General features: G+C 66.6%; 16 protein-coding genes. 6 read left to right on the forward strand and 10 right to left on the reverse strand.

The window, feature by feature from the left end; all coding sequences use genetic code 11:
* Window positions 1-10: 10 nt before the first annotated feature.
* A complete protein-coding gene (gene coaBC, locus HCU64_RS19115; protein WP_233385796.1) occupies window positions 11-1279 on the reverse strand; it encodes a bifunctional phosphopantothenoylcysteine decarboxylase/phosphopantothenate--cysteine ligase CoaBC in 1269 nt (422 codons plus the stop codon).
* Between the two features lie 178 nt (window positions 1280-1457).
* On the opposite strand from coaBC, the gene HCU64_RS19120 reads away from it, so the two are divergent.
* Both HCU64_RS19120 and HCU64_RS19125 read left to right on the forward strand, forming a co-directional pair.
* The gene (locus HCU64_RS19120; RefSeq protein WP_233385798.1) at window positions 1458-1913 is read left to right on the forward strand and encodes a tautomerase family protein; all 456 of its coding nucleotides are present in this window, start codon (window positions 1458-1460) and stop codon (window positions 1911-1913) included.
* A 56-nt stretch (window positions 1914-1969) separates the two neighbouring features.
* Entirely contained in the window at window positions 1970-2611 is a 642-nt protein-coding gene (locus HCU64_RS19125) for a Type 1 glutamine amidotransferase-like domain-containing protein (protein ID WP_233385800.1), read from the forward strand.
* Between the two features lie 20 nt (window positions 2612-2631).
* Here HCU64_RS19125 and ubiB read toward each other — a convergent pair whose 3' ends face one another.
* Both ubiB and ubiE read right to left on the reverse strand, forming a co-directional pair.
* Window positions 2632-4194, reverse strand: a complete 1563-nt coding sequence (gene ubiB, locus HCU64_RS19130; RefSeq protein WP_233385802.1) for a 2-polyprenylphenol 6-hydroxylase — start codon at window positions 4192-4194, stop codon at window positions 2632-2634.
* 56 nt (window positions 4195-4250) lie between these two features.
* On the reverse strand, window positions 4251-5027 hold the full coding sequence (gene ubiE, locus HCU64_RS19135) for a bifunctional demethylmenaquinone methyltransferase/2-methoxy-6-polyprenyl-1,4-benzoquinol methylase UbiE (protein WP_233385803.1): 777 nt from the start codon (window positions 5025-5027) through the stop codon (window positions 4251-4253).
* Between the two features lie 322 nt (window positions 5028-5349).
* Between ubiE and mutM the strand changes: the two genes are divergently transcribed.
* On the forward strand, window positions 5350-6237 hold the full coding sequence (gene mutM, locus HCU64_RS19140; protein WP_233385805.1) for a bifunctional DNA-formamidopyrimidine glycosylase/DNA-(apurinic or apyrimidinic site) lyase: 888 nt from the start codon (window positions 5350-5352) through the stop codon (window positions 6235-6237).
* A 575-nt stretch (window positions 6238-6812) separates the two neighbouring features.
* Window positions 6813-8048, forward strand: coding sequence for a reverse transcriptase domain-containing protein (locus HCU64_RS19145; RefSeq protein ID WP_233385806.1), 1236 nt, complete (start codon window positions 6813-6815; stop codon window positions 8046-8048).
* Window positions 8049-8088: 40 nt separating this feature from the next.
* On the opposite strand, the gene HCU64_RS19150 is transcribed toward HCU64_RS19145, so the two are convergent.
* The 5 genes from HCU64_RS19150 to HCU64_RS19170 all read right to left on the reverse strand — a co-directional run bounded on the left by HCU64_RS19150 (window position 8089) and on the right by HCU64_RS19170 (window position 13677).
* Window positions 8089-9678, reverse strand: coding sequence for a gamma-glutamyltransferase family protein (locus HCU64_RS19150; protein ID WP_233385807.1), 1590 nt, complete (start codon window positions 9676-9678; stop codon window positions 8089-8091).
* A 223-nt stretch (window positions 9679-9901) separates the two neighbouring features.
* Window positions 9902-11446, reverse strand: a complete 1545-nt coding sequence (locus tag HCU64_RS19155; protein ID WP_233385808.1) for a SulP family inorganic anion transporter — start codon at window positions 11444-11446, stop codon at window positions 9902-9904.
* Window positions 11447-11451: 5 nt separating this feature from the next.
* Window positions 11452-12153: a carbonic anhydrase gene (locus HCU64_RS19160; protein ID WP_233385809.1), complete on the reverse strand. Its 702-nt coding sequence runs from the start codon at window positions 12151-12153 to the stop codon at window positions 11452-11454.
* 147 nt (window positions 12154-12300) lie between these two features.
* Window positions 12301-12591 (reverse strand): hypothetical protein, encoded by a 291-nt coding sequence (locus HCU64_RS19165; RefSeq protein WP_233385810.1) that lies wholly within the window; start codon window positions 12589-12591, stop codon window positions 12301-12303.
* Between the two features lie 348 nt (window positions 12592-12939).
* Window positions 12940-13677: a glutathione S-transferase gene (locus HCU64_RS19170; protein ID WP_233385811.1), complete on the reverse strand. Its 738-nt coding sequence runs from the start codon at window positions 13675-13677 to the stop codon at window positions 12940-12942.
* 402 nt (window positions 13678-14079) lie between these two features.
* On the opposite strand from HCU64_RS19170, the gene ilvD reads away from it, so the two are divergent.
* Both ilvD and HCU64_RS19180 read left to right on the forward strand, forming a co-directional pair.
* A complete protein-coding gene (gene ilvD, locus HCU64_RS19175) occupies window positions 14080-15810 on the forward strand; it encodes a dihydroxy-acid dehydratase (RefSeq protein ID WP_233385812.1) in 1731 nt (576 codons plus the stop codon).
* On the forward strand, window positions 15797-16675 hold the full coding sequence (locus tag HCU64_RS19180; protein WP_233385813.1) for a tetratricopeptide repeat protein: 879 nt from the start codon (window positions 15797-15799) through the stop codon (window positions 16673-16675). Before ilvD ends, HCU64_RS19180 begins: the two co-directional genes overlap by 14 nt.
* Before the next feature lie 86 nt (window positions 16676-16761).
* Here the strand turns inward: HCU64_RS19180 and HCU64_RS19185 are convergent, their stop codons facing one another.
* Together HCU64_RS19185 and HCU64_RS19190 are read right to left on the reverse strand one after the other, a co-directional pair.
* Window positions 16762-17478, reverse strand: a complete 717-nt coding sequence (locus HCU64_RS19185) for a YidB family protein (protein ID WP_233385814.1) — start codon at window positions 17476-17478, stop codon at window positions 16762-16764.
* Between the two features lie 65 nt (window positions 17479-17543).
* Window positions 17544-17768, reverse strand: a complete 225-nt coding sequence (locus HCU64_RS19190; RefSeq protein WP_233385815.1) for a hypothetical protein — start codon at window positions 17766-17768, stop codon at window positions 17544-17546.
* Window positions 17769-17828: the final 60 nt, after the last annotated feature.

Genomic DNA, 17828 nt, shown 5'->3' on the forward strand with positions numbered 1-17828 from the left:
GCTCAACTCTTCAAGACTTCGGCACCGCGCTCACCAACTCGGCAAACCGCGCGACCAGCCGCTTGCCGACCTCCTCCTTGCCGAGCTTCGGCCAAGTATCGAGCCCGCCGTCGCGGGTGAGCAGGTGCACCGTGTTCTCGGCACCGCCCATCACACCGCCCTCATGCGAGACGTCGTTGGCGACGAGGAGGTCGCAGCCCTTCTTCGCGAGCTTCCTGCGCGCATTGTCGAGAACGTCGTCCGTCTCGGCCGCGAAGCCGACGATGAGACCCGGCCGATTCTCGGTGCGCGCGGAGATAGTGGCGAGGATGTCGGGATTCTCGACGAGCGTCAGGGGCGGCACAGCCGAGCCGTCCTTCTTGATCTTGCCGCCACGCGTCTCTGCGGGGCGCCAGTCGCCGACGGCGGCGGCGAAGACCGCGATGTCGGCGGGTAGGGCCGCCTCGACGGCGGCGAGCATCTCGCGTGCACTCTCGATCCGCACCACCGAGACGCCTGCCGGATCGGGAATGGAGACCGGCCCGGAGATCAGCGTCACCCGTGCTCCCGCAGCAGCAGCGGCGGCGGCAATGGCATGGCCCTGGCGGCCGGAGGAGCGGTTGGCGAGGTAGCGCACCGGGTCGATCGCCTCATGGGTCGGCCCGGAGGTCACGAGGACCGATCTGCCGGCCAGCACGCCTCTCGGAGTGCGCCCAGCCATAAAGCCGATCCCGCTACCTCCGTCGCGCGCCGCCAGCATCGCCTCGAGGGCATCGGCGATCTCGTACGGCTCGGCCATCCGGCCCGGCCCCTGCTCGGCCTCGGCCATGGCGCCGTCATTGGGGCCGACGACGGAGACGCCGTCGCCGGTCAGAGTCGCGAGATTCCGCTGCGTCGCCGGGTGCTGCCACATCCGCACGTTCATGGCAGGCGCGATCAGGATCGGCAGGGTGGTGGCGAGCAGCACGGTGGAGGCGAGATCGGGCGCGTGGCCGCCCGCCATCCGCGCCATCAGGTCGGCAGTGGCCGGCGCAACCACGATGGCGTGGGCCTCGCGGGCCAGCCGGATATGGCCGATCTCGGCCTCGTCGGCCCGGTCGAACAGATCGGTGTGCGCGCGCTGACCGGCCAGCGCCGCCGCCGCGAGCGGCGTCACGAATTCCTGCGCCGCCTTGGTGAGGATCGGCCGCACCGCGGCGCCGCGCTCGCGCAGGCGTCGGATCAGATCGAGCGCCTTGTAGGCCGCGATACCGCCACCGATGATGAGAACGACGCGCCGGCCGGAGAGGGACTGGGACATGCCGTGACAACGGCGGATTCTCGGGGCGCACGTCAAGGGCGGCGGCGACCGGCGCGCATACTAGCCAAATGGCCAACTTGAGCCCGGCCAACTATGCGCATATACCCGCATCAGACTTGGTCGCAGCGGAAGGGCCTTCGCAAGGTGCCTCCGAGCCAAAGCTGGAGAGAGAAAAGCCATGCCGACCTATGTGTGCGCCGTGCCGGCAGGCCTGCTATCCGACGGGCAGAAGGCCGAGATGGCCGAGGCGATCTCGCGCATCCACTCCGAGGCGACCGGGGCGCCGATCTATTTCGTCCAGGTCGTGATCGACGAAGGCGGAACGACGCGCTTTCTCGGCGGTCGGCGCGCGGATGGGCAGATCTGGATCCGCGGCGACATCCGCGCCGGGCGGCCCGAATCCGTGCGCAAGGAGATGATGCTCGCGATGATGCGCGCGGTCGCCGGGATCGCACGGGTCAAGGAGAGCGAGATCTGGGTCTATCTCTGCAATCTCGAGCCCACGGACATGGTCGAGTACGGCCACGTCCTGCCCAAGCCGGGAGAGGAGCAGGCTTGGTTCGACGCACTGCCCAGCGAACTCCAGGCCTATCTCGCCGATCTCGGCACGAGCCGGGGAACGTTCAAGCTCTGACGGCAGCTCCGTGAAGGCAGGCTCGCCATCCATCGTGATCGATGAGAAGGAGGGGCATGCGCCTCTACCTGTCCTCCCTCGGCCTCGGCGATGCGACGCCCGAACTTCTGGCGCTGGCGCCGCGGGGCCGGGTCGCCCTGATCATGAACGCCCTCGACGGCGATGCTTCGTCACGCGGCCATTGGCAGGCCGACCAGACACAGGAGTTGGGGGCGCTCGGCTACCGCGTCGACGAGCTAGACCTGCGCCGCTTCTTCGGTACACCGGACGCGCTTGAGGCAGATTTGGCCGATGTCGACATGGTCTGGATCAATGGCGGCAACACCTTCGTGCTGATGCGCGCCATGTGGCTCAGCGGCTTCAACCGCATCATCGCCAAGCGGCTCACTGAGAATTCCATTGTCTATGGCGGCTTCAGCGCCGCAACCATCGCGGCCACGCCGAGCCTACGCGGTATCGAGGCGGTGGACGATCCCCGCCAGGTGCCCGAGGGCTACCCGGGGGAGATCGTCTGGGACGGCCTCGGGCTGGTGCCGTTCCGGGTGGCCGTGCACTACCGCTCAGACCATCCGGAATCGGACGACGTCGAGGAGGAGATCGCCTTCTACGAGCGGGAAGGTCTCGCGTATCGTACGCTGCGGGACGGGCAGGTTCTGGTGGTGAAGGATGCGGTGGGCGGCGTCGAGTTGATCGGCTGAGCGAGCGACCAAATCGCTCCCTACTTGAACGCCATCACCAACACCCCGATCGCGATCACCCAGAAGGCCAGCGTCGACCAGATCGCGCGCTGCTTCTCGGCCTTGACCAGCACGCCGAGATGCTGGGCCTCCTCGCTGCTCTCCTCGTCGAGCCGCACCATGATCCGGCGGATGCGCTGGGCGATGTCGGGGATGTCGGCGATCACGTCGGAGAGGGCGAGCGCGGCGCGGCCCGCCCCCTCGATCCGGCCGATCGGGCCGAGATTGCGGGCGATCCAGGATTTTACCACCGGCTCTGCGCCGGTCCACATGTCGAGCTGCGGATCGAGCGAGCGGGCGACACCCTCCACCACCACCATGGTCTTCTGCAGCATCACCAGCTCGGTGCGCGTACTCATGTCGAAGAGCGCGGTCACGTCGAAGAGCAGCGTCAGCACCTTCGCCATCGAGATCTCGTCGGCGGGGCGCTGGTGGATCGGCTCGCCGATGGCGCGGATGGCCTGCGCGAAATCGTCCACCGAGTGGTGGCGCGGCACGTAGCCTGCCTCGAAATGCACCTGCGCCACGCGGCGATAGTCGCGCATGATGAAGCCGAGCAGGATCTCCGCGAGGAAGCGCCGCTCCGCCATGCCGAGCCGGCCCATGATCCCGAAATCCACCGCCGTCAGCCGGCCCTGCCGGTCCACGAACAGGTTTCCGGGATGCATGTCGGCGTGGAAGAAGCCGTCGCGGATCGCCTGTCGCAGGAAGGCGCGGATCACCGTGCGCCCGAGCGCCTTGATGTCGTGCCCGTCCTCGACGATGCGAGCCCGGTCGCTGAGCCGGATACCGTCGATCCACTCCGAGGTGAGGACGTTGCGCGAGGTCATCTCCCATTCCGGGCGCGGCACCCGGAAATCCTCGTCGTCCTTGGTATTTTCCGCGAGCTCGGACATGGCGGCGGCCTCGAGCCGCAGGTCCATCTCCATCATCACCGAGCGGGCCAGCGTCTCGACCACCTCGCGCGGCCGCAGCCGCTCGGCATCGGGCAATAGCGCGTGGACGATGCGGGCCATGAAGCGCATGGCCTGCAGCTCGCGGGCGAACTGGGCGCGCACGCCGGGGCGCATCACCTTCACGGCGAGGTCGCGCAGCGTGCCGTCGGCGTCGAGCACCTGCGCCTTGTGCACCTGCGCGATCGAGGCCGCCGCCACCGGCTCGCTGAACGAGACGAAGAGCGCCGTGATCGGCTTGCCGAGCTCCTGCTCGACGCAGCGGATCGCCACGCCCTGCGCGAAGGGCGGCACCCGGTCCTGCAGCCGCTCCAGGTCGCGCGCGGCCGCCATGCCGACGATGTCGGGCCGCGTCGCCAGGAACTGCCCGAACTTCACGTAGGAGGGCCCGAGCCGGGTCATCGCCCGCTCCAGCGGGCTCGCCCCGGCATCGCGCGCGACGCCCCTTTTCTCCAGCGAGCGCCCGACCTTCAGCGCGAGGCGCAGGTGTGGCGGCAGCTCGACCGGATCGATCAGCGCCAAGCCGCCTTCGCGCGCCAGCACGAAGCCGACATGGACGCCGCGGACGAGATGGAAGATGCCGCCTAGCAAGACGGGGCTCCTCCAGAGTCGTCATCGGGAGCGCGGCAGAGCAATGACGGCACCACTCAAGCCACCTTCCAGCCCGAGTGGATCGCCACGATCCCGCCCGACAGAACCCGGTGCGTCACCCGTGAGAATCCGGCCTCCTCGATCATCGCCGCGAAGCGGCCGGGCGAGGGAAACTTGCGAATGGATTCAACGAGATACTGGTAGGATTCCTTATCCCCCGCCACCCGCGCGCCGAGGCGCGGGATCACGTGGAAGGAATAGGCGTCGTAGATCTTTTCGAGGACCGGCAGGTCCACCCGCGAGAATTCCAGGCACAGGAATCGCCCGCCCGGCTTGAGCACCCGGAAGGCCTCCTGCAGCGCCAATTCGATGCGCGGAACGTTCCGGATTCCGAAGGCGATCGTGTACGCGTCGAACATGTTCCGGGGCAGCGGCAGAGCCTCCGCATTGCCGGTCACGAACTCGATCCGGCCGCCGAAGCGCGTGCCCGCCCGCTGAGTCTCTGCTCTTTCTTGCCCAACCCGCAGCATCGCCTCGTTGATGTCGAGAACGGTGACCTCGGTGTCCGGTCCGCCAGCCCCGAGCACGCGGAAGGCGATGTCGCCGGTGCCGCCGGCCACGTCGAGATGGCGGAAGGGCCGGTTGCGGCCCGGCCGCAGCATGCCGATGAGATGCGACTTCCAGGCCCGGTGCAGGCCGCCCGACATCAGGTCGTTCATCAGGTCGTAGCGCTTGGCCACGGAGCGAAAAACGTCGTCCACCCGGCCCTGCTTCTCGGCGAGCGACACCCGCTCGAAGCCGAAATCCGCCGTGCCGTCTTCAGCCACGCTCATGCCGTCCCATCCGCTCTAGCCACGCCGCTCATAGCGAATGCGCCGCGGGATCGCCATGTGGAGAAGCCGCGGCACAACGCTTATGAACCGGACCCACGAAACACGGGCCTCCCGCCCATCCCCGTCATCCCACCACACCCCCTCATCCTGAGGTGCGAAGCGCAGCGAAGCCTCGAAGGAGACCTCCAGGGATCGCGCGACTGGCTGGAGCCCTCCTTCGAGGCTCCCGCTTCGCGTCCGCACCTCAGGATGAGGGGGACGGGTGGGGGACCCCGTGTTTCACGTGAAACATTTCCTATAGCCACACTATCAGTCCTAAAAGATGCCCGAGCTTCCCGAAGTCGAAACCGTCCGACGCGGCCTGGAGCCGGCGATGGTCGGCGCGCGCTTTTCGCGGGTGACATTGCGGCGGCCGGATCTGCGCTTTCCCTTCCCGGAGCGCTTTGCGAAGCGGCTCGAAGGCCGCACGGTCACGGGGCTGGCGCGACGGGCCAAATACCTCACGGCGCATCTCGATTCCGGCGAGAGCCTGATCATGCATCTCGGCATGAGCGGCCGCTTCGACGTGGCGCTGCCGGACGGCTCGAACCTCTCGCCGGGCGATTTCTATCTCGAAGGCGCGCTCGGCAACGCCAAGCACGACCACGTGGTGATGGCGCTGAATTCCGGCGCGACGATCACCTACAACGACGTGCGCCGCTTCGGCTTCATGGATCTGGCGCCAACCGAGACGCTGGCCGCGTGCCGACACTTCGCCGCCATGGGCATCGAACCGCTCGGCGACGAGCTCACCGGTGCGACCATCGCGCGCCTGTTTCGCCACCGCATCACGCCGCTGAAGGCGGCCCTGCTCGACCAGCGCCTGATCGCGGGCCTCGGCAACATTTACGTCTGCGAAGCCCTCCACCGCGCCCGCCTGCACCCGCAGGCCATGGCCGGAACGCTCGCCAAGCCCGACGGCTCACCGACGCGCGGGGCCACTGCGCTGGCCAAGGCGATCAAGACCGTCCTCACCGAGGCCGTCGCGGCGGGCGGCTCGACGCTCCGCGACTACGCCCATCCCGACGGCGGGGCAGGGGCCTTCCAGCACAGTTTTCGGGTGTATGACCGGGCGGGGTTGGTGTGCACGGCAAAGGGATGCCGGGGGCATGTTTCGCGGATCGTGCAATCGGGACGGTCGACGTTTTTTTGTGAGGTTTGTCAGAAGTGATTCTGCAGAAACTCACTGCTGCATCCGTCCACGATGTGGATTTCATGGTGAAACGAGTTGAAACTCTAGCGAAGCACGGCCAACTTAGATGAGTTGGAAGCGTTTCTCCCCGTGAAATGCCCTCAACTCACTGCCTTCTTGGCCCGTCAAAGACTGCGTAAAGCGATCGGACCGCGGTAGCTTGGGAACCGGCAGGTACGGCTCGGACGATCTGTCGGCGCCGGAACCCAGTGAGGATGCCAATGTCCGATTGTTGTAAGAAGAGGCGGGCTAATGGCAGGTTTGAGGGTCGCCAAGCGAGGCCGGCGCGCCTGAACCAGCACCTTTGTTCACTGTTTGTTCTTGTCGTGATCGTCGCGGCCGGCATGACGGGGAGCAAGCTCCAGCTTGGCAGTAACCTGCAGATTAGTTTGCAGGCCAACGGCCATCTGGATTATAATCCTGACCTGCAGCGCGATTGTGAAAGCGATCGGACCGCGGTAGCTTGGGAACCGGCAGGTACGGCTCGGACGATCTGTCGGCGCCTGTCCCAAACGACGTAGAGCTCTCCTCAATCTCTACGTCGGGGCGAACAGTTGTATTCCAGGCCACTACATCTCTTAAATCGCGAGCGTCTTGCGGATGCCTGGAAGAACTCCAGAGACTCGCAGCCGAAGGCTGGAAAGCCAGGCATAGACAGCATCTCAGCACAGACTTTTGCCGCCAATCTTGATCAGAATATCGGATCGATTGCGACTGAGATCAAAGGCGGGAAATACCAATTCCGCGCACTTAGAGCAGTTTTTATAGAAAAACCAAATTCAACAAAATTTCGCATTATTTGCGTCCCTACTGTGAGGGATCGACTGGTTCAAAGAACAATAGCCAATCACATACATCAGAAAAATACTTTGCCGATCTATCGAAGCAATTCCTATGCATACATCCAAGATCGAGGGGTAGGCGCCGCTATCAAAGACGCCGTAGCTTATCGCTCCGAGCTAAATTGGGTTGTCAAAACTGACATTCAATCTTTCTTTGATCGAATTCCACGCGAGTATCTGAAAGAAAGACTCGCCCGTTCAATGAAACGGAACAGCCTGATACCATATCTGTTTCAGATAATTGATAGCGAAGCTCGAATCAGAAAAATAGATCAATGGAAGGCGAAAACTACGGGAATTGAGCAGGGCCGAGGGATCCGACAAGGCATGCCCTTGTCTCCTACTCTGGCGAATCTATGTTTATCTGAATTTGATAGACATATTGAGCAATCAAATATTAGGATGATTAGATATTCTGACGATATTATTTTATTTTTCCCGAACAGATCGGAAGCCCTTCTAGGGCTAAATCAAGTAAAAGAAGAACTGTCAAAAATTGCGTTGGAAATACCTGAGATCGGCAATAGCAGCAAAACAGAACTTTGCACCCCGGATCAACCAGTTGATTTTCTAGGCCGATCGATTGTGTATCGCAGCCGCTCAAATGCGTACGAAGCAATTATAGGAAAATCTCAGATTAATAAAATATTGAATAATCTAAAAACAGATTATAGATATAATAGCACCAAGACTAAAGACATGAATATTTCGAAATTCATGCAAAATCTCAATCAGTCGATAAACTCTTATCTGGGTATTTATAAGGACGCCGCAAATTTCATCGATTTTCGAGCTCGCCTAGGAGCTGAAGTAGATAAAATTACTAGAGAGCTTTTTGTCGAATTATTTGGAACCGAAGCAATAAGTCAGCTTGATGAAAGAAAACGACAGTTTATTGGCATTCCCAAAATAAATATCGAAATAGATACTGGCATTGAGGCAATTTAGAAGAGTCTCATCCGGTTTTTGTCCCTGATGAGCGCATCCATCACCACCCCAACGCACTCCCATCCTTCCGCGGGTCCGACCCGGCCACCAGCGTCCCCGCCGCGCGGTCGATCCAGATGATCTGGCCGCCGCCGAGGGGGAGGGGAGCGCGGATCGCCGGATGGCCGCGCTCGCGCAGGCCGGCGAAGACCGCCTCCGGGACGCCTTCCTCCACTTCGAGGCCGCCGCCATAGGCGAAGCTGCGGGGCGCATCGAGGGCCTCCTGCACGTCGAGGCCGCGGTCGAGCAGGCCGGTCAGCAGCTCGACATGGCCCATCGCCTGGTAGTGGCCGCCCATCACGCCGAAGGGCGCGACCGTGCGGCCGTCCTTCATCAGCATGCCGGGGATGATCGTGTGCATCGGGCGCTTGCGCGGGCCGATGCTGTTGGGGTGCCCGGCCTCGGTGCGGAAGGACAGGCCGCGATTGTGCAGCATCACGCCGCTCTCGGGCGCCAGGATGCCCGAGCCGAAACCCTGGAACAGCGAATTGATCAGCGAGAGCGCGTTGCCGTCGCGGTCGACCACGCAGAGATAGACCGTGTCGCGATGCGCCAACGTCTGCGCCGCCTCGGGGTAGAGCACCGGCTCGCGGGCGCGGGCCATGTCGATGTCGCCCCGCGCCCTGGCGTGCCAGGCGTCGGAGAGCAGGTGCTCCACCGGGACGTTTGCGAGGTCGAAGTCGCCGAACAGCGCGTCGCGGTGGTGGTAGCCCTGCTTGCAGACCTCCGCGAAGAGATGGAGGCGGTCGAGCTCCGAGAGCGCGCCGACATCGTAGCCGGAGAGCACGTTGAGCATCATCAGGGCCGCGAGCCCCTGGCCGGCGGGCGGGCATTCGTAGACGTCGTAGCCGCGGTAGCGCGTGGAGATCGGCGTCACGATGTCGGGCTTGGCGGCCGCGAAATCCTCCTCCGTCTGCAACCCGCCGAGCCTCTGCAGCTTGTCGACGATGTCGGCGGCGATGGCGCCCTCGTAGAAGGCCTGCGGGCCGCCTTCCGCGATCCGCCGGAGCGTCGCGGCGAGGCGCGGCTGCTTGAACAGGCTGCCGATGGCGGGCGCCCGGCCGCCCGGCAGGAACACCGCGGCGGCGTCCGGATCGTGTGAGACGCGCGGCACGCAGCGCAGCCAGTCCCAGCCGACGCGGGGCTGCACCACGAATCCGTTTTCGGCGAATCCGATGGCCGGCTGCAGCAGCTCACCGAGCGAGCGGGAGCCGTGGTCGGCGACCAGCCGCGCCCAGGCCGCGATCGCGCCGGGCACGGTGACGGCATGGGGCGATTCCGCGTCGATGCCGACGCCGTGCTCGGCATACCAATCCGGCGTCGCGGCGGCCGCCGCGCGGCCCGATCCATCGAGCGCCACCGGCACCGAGGCGCCGGCCGGCGCGTAGAGCGCGAAGCAATCGCCGCCGATGCCCGTCATCAGCGGATCGACCACGCATTGCACGGCCACCGCCGCGATGCCGGCATCCACCGCATTGCCGCCGGCGCGCAGCACCTCGATGGCCGTGAGGGTCGAGAGCGGATGCGAGGTGGCCACCGCCGCGTTGGCGGCATGGAGCGGGGAACGGCCGGGGCGGGAAAAGTCTCTCACGATCGCGGCACTCCTGACGGCTCCGGGCTGCCAGGATCGCCCGGGTTCTCGCAGGCTCCCATAAGCGCGCCGTCGGCGGCGCGCCACCGATGCAGGTGCTTGCGCAGGACACGGTTGCGTGTGCGTGCGTCGTCAGGAATCGAGAGGGGCGCGCGAGGGTCGCGCGCCCCGAGAGAGCCATGCCGACAGGTACCCCGGCGACGGTCGCCGGGGTGCCCGGTTTTCAGTGCGCCGGGCTCGCGACCACCGCGGCGAGGCGGTCATGCGGGGCGCCGGAGCCGCCGACCACCGCGATGCGGGTGCCGGAGGCCGCGCGGCGGTTCGCCCAGTCGCTGATCACCTCCAGGCAGGTATGGTCGATGGCCGAGAGGCCGCGGGTGGCGAGCCTGACCTCGCCGCCTTCCGGCGTGCGCTCCAGGGCCTCGGTGAGCCCCGGCAGCTGCAGGAAGGTCGCGCCGCCCGACAGCCGCAGCTCCGGCACGCCCTCCTGCTTCGGAGCCTCGACCTCCTCGATCCGCAGCCGGCCGCGGCGCAGGGCCGGGAGCGACTGGAGCAGGCTCAGGCCGAAGCCGGTGAGCACGCCGGTCAGCAGGTCGGTGGCCACCACGGTCACCAGCGTCACGAACCAGATGCCGACGGTGACCCAGCCGTAGCGGCGATGCAGGTGGAAGGCGTGGCTCGGGCCGACCAGACGCCAGCCCGTGACCACCAGGATGCCGGCAAGCGCCGCCGTCGGCACCATGGTCAGCACCCAGGGTAGCGCCAAGAGGAAGGCCAGGATCCAGATGCCGTGCAGCACCGTCGAGGCCCGGCTGACCGCGCCGGCCTGGACGTTGGCCGAGGAGCGCACGATCACGCCGGTCATCGGCAGGCCGCCGATGAGACCGCAGACGAGGTTGCCCACGCCCTGCGCGCCGAGCTCCCGGTCGTAGCGGGTGCGCGGCCCGTCATGCATGCGGTCGACGGCCGCCGCCGAGAGCAGGCTTTCCGCGCTCGCCACCGCGGCGATGGTGAGCGCCATCACCAGGATGGCGGGCTCGGCGAGGCGCCCCCAGGCCTCCGAGGAGGGCAGGGCTAGGGTCGAGAGGATCGCATCGGGCACCTCGATCCGCTTGACGTCGAGCCCGCCGAGGCTCGCGAGCAGCGTACCCGCCAGCACCGCGATGAGCGCGCCGGGCAGCAGCTTCAGCCGGGTCGGGCGGAAGCGCTCCCAGCCGAGCATCGCCGCGATGGTGGCGAGCCCGACCATCACCGCGCTCAGGCGGTTGCCGCCGGAAAAGGCCTCGAACACCGCGACCGGAATCGCCATCAGGTTGTCGAGGCCGCTCGGCAGGGGCACCGCGTCGGTGAGGACGTGGATCTGCCCGAGCACGATCAGCACGCCGATGCCGGCGAGCATGCCGTGCACCACCGCCGGGGAGATCGCCCGGAACCAGTTGCCGATGCGCAATCCGCCCGCGACGAGCTGGAGGATGCCCGCCAGCACGAGGACCGGCCCCAGCGCCTCGAAGCCGTGCGTGCGCACGAACTCGAACACGATCACGGCGAGGCCGGCCGCCGGGCCGCTCACCTGCAGCGGCGCGCCGGCGATCAGCCCGACCAGGATGCCGCCGACGATACCGGTGATCAGCCCCTTCTCCGGCGGAACGCCGGAGGCGATGCTGATGCCCATGCAGAGCGGCAGCGCGACGAGGAACACGACGAAGGAGGCGGGAAGATCCCGCCCCAGATTCTGCCGGAAGGTCTGAAGGCCCTGGGCGAGCTGCATCGGTCTCACTCCGCTGCAGCGGGCAGGGCGAGTTCGGGAACCGCGACCCGCATCGCGGGCGCCTGGGCCACCGGCAGTTCCGCCTCCTCGGCAACCGACAGGAAGCGCCCGGAGACGCCGTCATAGGCGAGCAATGCACCGGTCTCGATCTCGAAGAACCAGCCATGCAGGCGCAGCGTGCCCCTGGCGAGGCCGCTGGCGACGCTCGGATGGGTCCGCAGGTTGGCGAGTTGCACCACCACGTTCTCGAGGGCGAGCGCTCGGTGGCGGATTTCGGGGTCGAGCCCCTCGGGATAGGCCTCGCAGACGATCCGATGCGCCGCCTCGGCGTGCCGCAGCCAGGCCGCGACGTTGGGCATCGATTGCAGGGCGCCGAGATTCATCAGCCCCTTCATCGCGCCGCAATGGGAATGGCCGCAAACGACGATGTCGCGCACCCCGAGCGCCACCACGGCGTACTCGATCGCCGAGGACACCCCGCCGACATGCTCGGAGGCGGGCGGCACGATGTTGCCGGCGTTGCGGGTGACGAACAGCTCGCCCGGCCCGGCCTGGGTGATGTGCTCGGGCGCGACGCGGGAATCCGCGCAGGCGATGATGAGCGCGCTCGGGCTCTGACCGTCCCGCGCGAGCTGCTGGTACATCCGGCGCTGGCCGGGGAAGACGGTGTCCTGGAAGCTCGCGAGCCCCTTGATGATGCTGTCCACGCGGGTCCTTTCGGGGTCGAGATCATGCGGATGGTCCGGCCCGGAAGCCGGTCTGCGATGCGTCGTGGCGGCACGGTGCGCCCGCACGCACCCGAACCCCCACGGCAGCGCCGCGCGAGTTGGGTCTTAATCAGACGATGAGGTCGGTTAGCGAACGGCGCGTCCGTTCAGGCGGCCCGAGGACCAGTGCGGATCGACCACATTGCGGCGGGAGACCACCGCCCGGGGCCCGTCATGGTACATCGGCGCGCCGAGGATCTGCCCGGAGCCGCGGTCCTGCGAATGGAGCGAGCGCGGGTCGTGATACGGATCGTTGACGTAGGTGCTCATGAAGGCACCGCCGGCGGCCTGGCGGCTGCCATCTGCACCACCGGCCTGAGCCGCAACGGGCATGGCGAGAGCGACCGCCATCAGACAGAGGCTCGCGAGGCGTTTCATCCCAATATCCTTCCTTGGATGGATCCGGCGCGGAAACCGCTCCTGCGCCGATGAGACGAACATATTCACCAAGACGCGAGATGAAGGTGAGATAACTCACAGTATATGTCTGGCCGTTTTAATCCCGCCAGCGCACAAAACTCGACATGATGTTTCGCCACACGCCGATCGGATCGTGTAATTCGGTCCTAATCCCCATTGCCGAATATTTAAGCTCGGTCTGTACTATTTTTCATAGAGCGAGCTGGATGACCGATCCGCCCGAATAATCCTTCCCTGCGGCAACGCTTCGCAGCAGCACGCTATCGATGGGTCACGGCGAGGGGTTCCGACTCCGCCGGCCGGTGCTCAACCATCCAACTCGGGATACCGCCGGAAAATCCCCTGTTCGTTGAAAGCGATGCGCCGCTCGCTGGCGAGGTAGGCCGCGATCCGCGGCAACCGACCCACATTCTGGACGAGCGCGGTCAGCCGGGGCGTGCCGGCGAGGACCCGTTCGCTGGCCTTTGGGAAGGCGTAGCGCAGGCCGTCGACGAGCTGGAACAGGGAGAGGTCGGCATAGCTCACGGCATCGCCGACCAGGCGGCCGGACCCGGCCGGATTGCGCGCGAGCACGCGCTCGAACCAGCCGAGATATTTCGGCATCCGATTCTCGCGAAAATCCCTGGCGCGCTTGGCGGCCTCGGGCCTCTGCTCCTCGTAATAGTCCATCACCGCGATCGGATGGTGGGTGTCGTGCGCCTCCAGCACGACGTCGGCGATGGTGAGCTGGATCTGGTGGGTCCAGATCCGGTCGGCCTCGCTCGTGCCCACCAGGCCGAGGCGCGGGCCGAGATAGAGCAGGATGTTGGCCGTCTGGCCGATCACGAGATCGCCATCGACGAGGAAGGGCGGCGCGAAGGGCGGGCGAAAATTCTCTGAACCTGACTCGCCGCTCATCCGGGCCACCATCGCGTCGATGCCGCCGCCATCCTCCGAGGGCTCGCGGGCGACGTCGACATAGTCCGCTCCGCCCTGCTCCAGGGCGAGTCGCACGAACTCGCCGCGCCCCTGGATCATCGGCCAGTAGTGAAGCTCATAGCCCATCGGCACCTCCCGGCGGGTCAAGCCCGAAGCCCGCCCAAGGTTTCACGACGGGGACGGGCAGACCCCGTGGCACCCGCAGCCGAGCCTCCCCACATGCCGATACCCCAAGCCAGGCACCCGAACGGACGGGCGCGGAGGCAAGCTCGGCTGTTGCGGTCTCGACACACCGCGAAACCATCCCGAGTTTGCCTCAGGCCGCCCGCTGCCACGCCGCTATTGCGCCATAAACCGAGACCACCTCAGGCCTCGCGGTAAATGGCTGTCGTGCCAGTGTTTTACTGCTGCGTTGCGAGCCGTTCCAAAGGTGGGCTGACCACCCGGAAAAGCTTGGCCGTAAAGAGGTTTTCAGACCGGCGTCGGGGGGCGCCGGACACGGGCGAAGAAAAAAGTTCGAGTAAGACCATGGACCCGCGGGTGACAGACAAGTCGAAGCTGCCGAGCCGGTACGTGACGGAGGGGCCCGCGCGCGCTCCCCACCGCTCGTATCTCTATGCCATGGGCCTCACGACCGAGCAGATTCACCAGCCGCTTGTCGGCGTCGCCTCGTGCTGGAACGAAGCCGCGCCCTGCAACATTTCGCTGATGCGCCAGGCCCAGGCCGTGAAGAAGGGCGTCGCCTCCGCCCACGGCACGCCGCGCGAATTCTGCACCATCACCGTCACGGACGGCATCGCCATGGGCCATGGCGGCATGCGCGCCTCGCTGCCGTCGCGCGAGGTCATCGCCGATTCCGTAGAGCTGACCATGCGCGGCCATGCCTACGACGCCCTCGTGGGGCTGGCCGGCTGCGACAAGTCGCTGCCCGGCATGATGATGGCCATGGTGCGCCTGAACGTGCCGTCGATCTTCATCTATGGCGGCTCGATCCTGCCCGGCTCGTTTCGCGGCAAGCCGGTCACCGTGCAGGACCTGTTCGAGGCGGTCGGCAAGGTCGCCGTCGGCGACATGAGCCTCGACGATCTCGACGAGCTCGAGCGCGTGGCCTGCCCCTCCGCGGGCGCCTGCGGCGCGCAGTTCACCGCCAACACGATGGCGACCGTCTCCGAGGCGATCGGTCTGGCGCTGCCCTACTCGGCCGGCGCGCCGGCGCCCTACGAAATCCGCGACCAATTCTGCGCCGCCGCCGGCCAGCAGGTCATGGAGCTCATCGCCAAGAACATCCGCCCGCGCGACATCGTCACCCGCAAGTCGCTCGAGAACGCCGCCGCCACCGTCGCGGCCTCGGGCGGCTCGACCAATGCCGCGCTGCACCTGCCGGCCATCGCACATGAATGCGGCATCGAGTTCACGCTGTTCGACGTCGCGGAGATCTTCCGCAAGACGCCATACATCGCCGATCTGAAGCCCGGCGGGCGCTACGTCGCCAAGGACATGTTCGAGGTCGGCGGCATCCCGCTCCTCATGAAGACGCTGCTCGACAACGGCCACTTGCACGGCGACTGCCTCACGGTCACCGGCCGCACCATTGCAGAGAACCTGGCCAAGGTCGCCTGGAACCCCGACCAGGACGTGGTGCGCCCGGCCGACAAGCCGATCACCGTCACCGGCGGCGTCGTCGGCCTCAAGGGCAACCTCGCTCCCGAAGGCGCGATCGTGAAGGTCGCCGGCATGCCGCCCGAGGCCCAGGTCTTCACCGGCCCGGCCCGCTGCTTCGACGGCGAGGAGGCCTGCTTCACCGCCGTGCAGAACCGCGACTACAAGGAAGGCGACGTGCTCGTCATCCGCTACGAGGGCCCGAAGGGCGGCCCCGGCATGCGCGAGATGCTGTCGACCACCGCCGCTCTCTACGGCCAGGGCATGGGCTCGAAGGTCGCGCTGATCACCGACGGGCGCTTCTCGGGCGCAACCCGCGGCTTCTGCGTCGGCCATGTCGGCCCCGAGGCGGCCGTCGGCGGTCCGATCGGACTACTCAAGGACGGCGACGTCATCACCCTCGACGCGATCAAGGGTACGCTCGACGTCGCCCTGTCCGACGAGGAGCTAGCCGAGCGCCGCAAGGCCTGGCAGCCGCGCACGAACGATGCGACCTCCGGCGTGCTCTGGAAGTACATGCAGACGGTCGGCCCCGCCGTGAACGGCGCCGTTACTCACCCGGGCGGTGCCCAGGAGATCCACACCTATGCGGACATCTAGGACTGACCTCCGCCGGCTTCGGCCGGCTGGGGCCGATCCCGGTCGGCTCCGCACACGTCTGACCTGCGGTCTCGCCGCCGCCGGCCTGATGCTGCTCGCCGCCTATCCGGCAGAGTCGCTCGACGCGACCGCGCGCACGCCTGTCCCGGACAAGAGCTATCGCTCGGGCAAGGATGCCCTGCGTTCGGGTGTGCGCGACTACAATGCCGGCGACAAACAGGGCGCTGTGCGCGCCCTCGAATACGCCGCCGATCAGGGTCAGACCTTGGCCCTGTGGAAGCTCGGTCGCATGTATGCGGACGGCGACGGTGTGCCCCACGACGACCTCAAGGCCTTCGAGTATTTTTCGCGCATCGCCGACGACAACGACAGCGACGACAAGCCCGAAGGCGGAAACTCCGGCGTGATCACCAGCGCCTTCACGGCGCTCGGCACCTATTTCCTCGACGGGATCAAGGGCACCTATGTGCGCCCGAACCCCGAGCGCGCCTACGAGATGTTCAACTACGCCGCCTCGTTCGGCGACCCCAATGCACAGTACAACTTGGCGCGGCTCTATCTCGACGGCACTGGCGTCGAACAGGATCCGCGCAAGGCCGCACGCTGGTTCAACCTCGCCGCAGAGAAGGGCCACAAGCCGGCCCAGGCGCTTCTCGGCGACCTGCTGTTCAACGGCGTCGGCGTGTCCCGCCAGCCCGCGCGCGGCCTGACATGGCTGGCGCTGGCCCGCGATGGCGCCCGGCCGGGTAGCGACGACTGGATCGTCGAACTCTACGACAAGGCCTGGAGCCAGGCGAGCGAAGCCGACCGCGCCGACGCGATGGCGAAGGTGCAGTCGACAGGCTCGACGCGCCGGCGGCGCTGAGGGCAGCCGGCTCCGCCCGCGGAGCGCGCCGCTGGGTTCCCCTTTTTCCCCGCACGCGGGGAGAGGGGAACAAGCGCGTCAGGCTCTCACCACCCCTGCCGTTCGTGCGATTCCGGCCGGCGCCCCTGCGGTGTGAGGGCATCGACCACCGACGGTAGGGCCTGGGCGAGCTGGTTCAGCAGATCCTGCCGGTCGAGGCCGGTCTGTTGGCTCAGCGTGTCGATCGTGTCGGAGCCGAGAGCGTCCGCAAGGCGGTTCGGTTCGATGGCGCGGTTCTGGCCGTGGCCGATCCATGAGCCGATGACGTCACCGAGGCCGCCGCGCTCGAAGCTGTTGATCAGCCCGTCGAGGCCCCCGCCGATTCCGCCGCCGCCGCCGGCGCCGCCGCCCTGATCATGGTCGAGATGGGCATAGGGACCGGCGCCGGGCGAGTTCCCCCCGCCATCGCCGGGACCGTCGAGCATGCCGGATAGATCGCTGTAATCGCCCTGGCGCGACGGCGCCTGGCGGTAGCCGCCGGCCTGCGGATGCTGGCCGAAGCCTCCGAGATCGCCGTCGTCACCGCCGGGTCCGCCATATTCGTCAGGGGAGGGACCACCGCCGCGGCCGAGCGGATCGTGGCCGCCGCCCTGAGGCTGCGGCGCATGTCCCCCGCCGAAGATGTTGCCGAAGCCGCCGCTCGCGCCCTTGGCCAGCAGCAGCATGATCAGCGCCTTGACGATCGGCGACATCGTGCTGCCGCCGCGTCCACCGCCGAGCACCTGTCCGACGACGTTGCCGATGACCTGATCGAGCAGACCCATGAGCGTCCTCCCTGCCGAAGTGCACGGGCCGAGAACAGCCGAGCCTGGGGCGGGTTGCGGTCCGCTCAGTCGTCCGGATTCGTGCGCGGGTCACTCTGCACCGAAGCGACCGGAGTGACGAGTGGGGCAGGGCGAACGACGACCCGCGTGCTGACGCTCTCCTCCCGCGCAACAGCCGCCCGTGGCGTGATCGGCGCGGTGACGGCAGCAACGGCGGCCGCGATGGCGAGACTTCCGAGAAACAGACCCGTAACAGCCACTCCGGCTCCTGGGTCGAGCATCAGTTTCATGATCGTCGATCCCGGTTGCGTGGCGAGGCTCAATGAGCAGGATCAGCAGATCTTGCCAAG

The sequence above is a fragment of the Methylobacterium sp. C25 genome, from assembly GCF_021352225.1.
GTDB lineage: Bacteria > Pseudomonadota > Alphaproteobacteria > Rhizobiales > Beijerinckiaceae > Methylobacterium.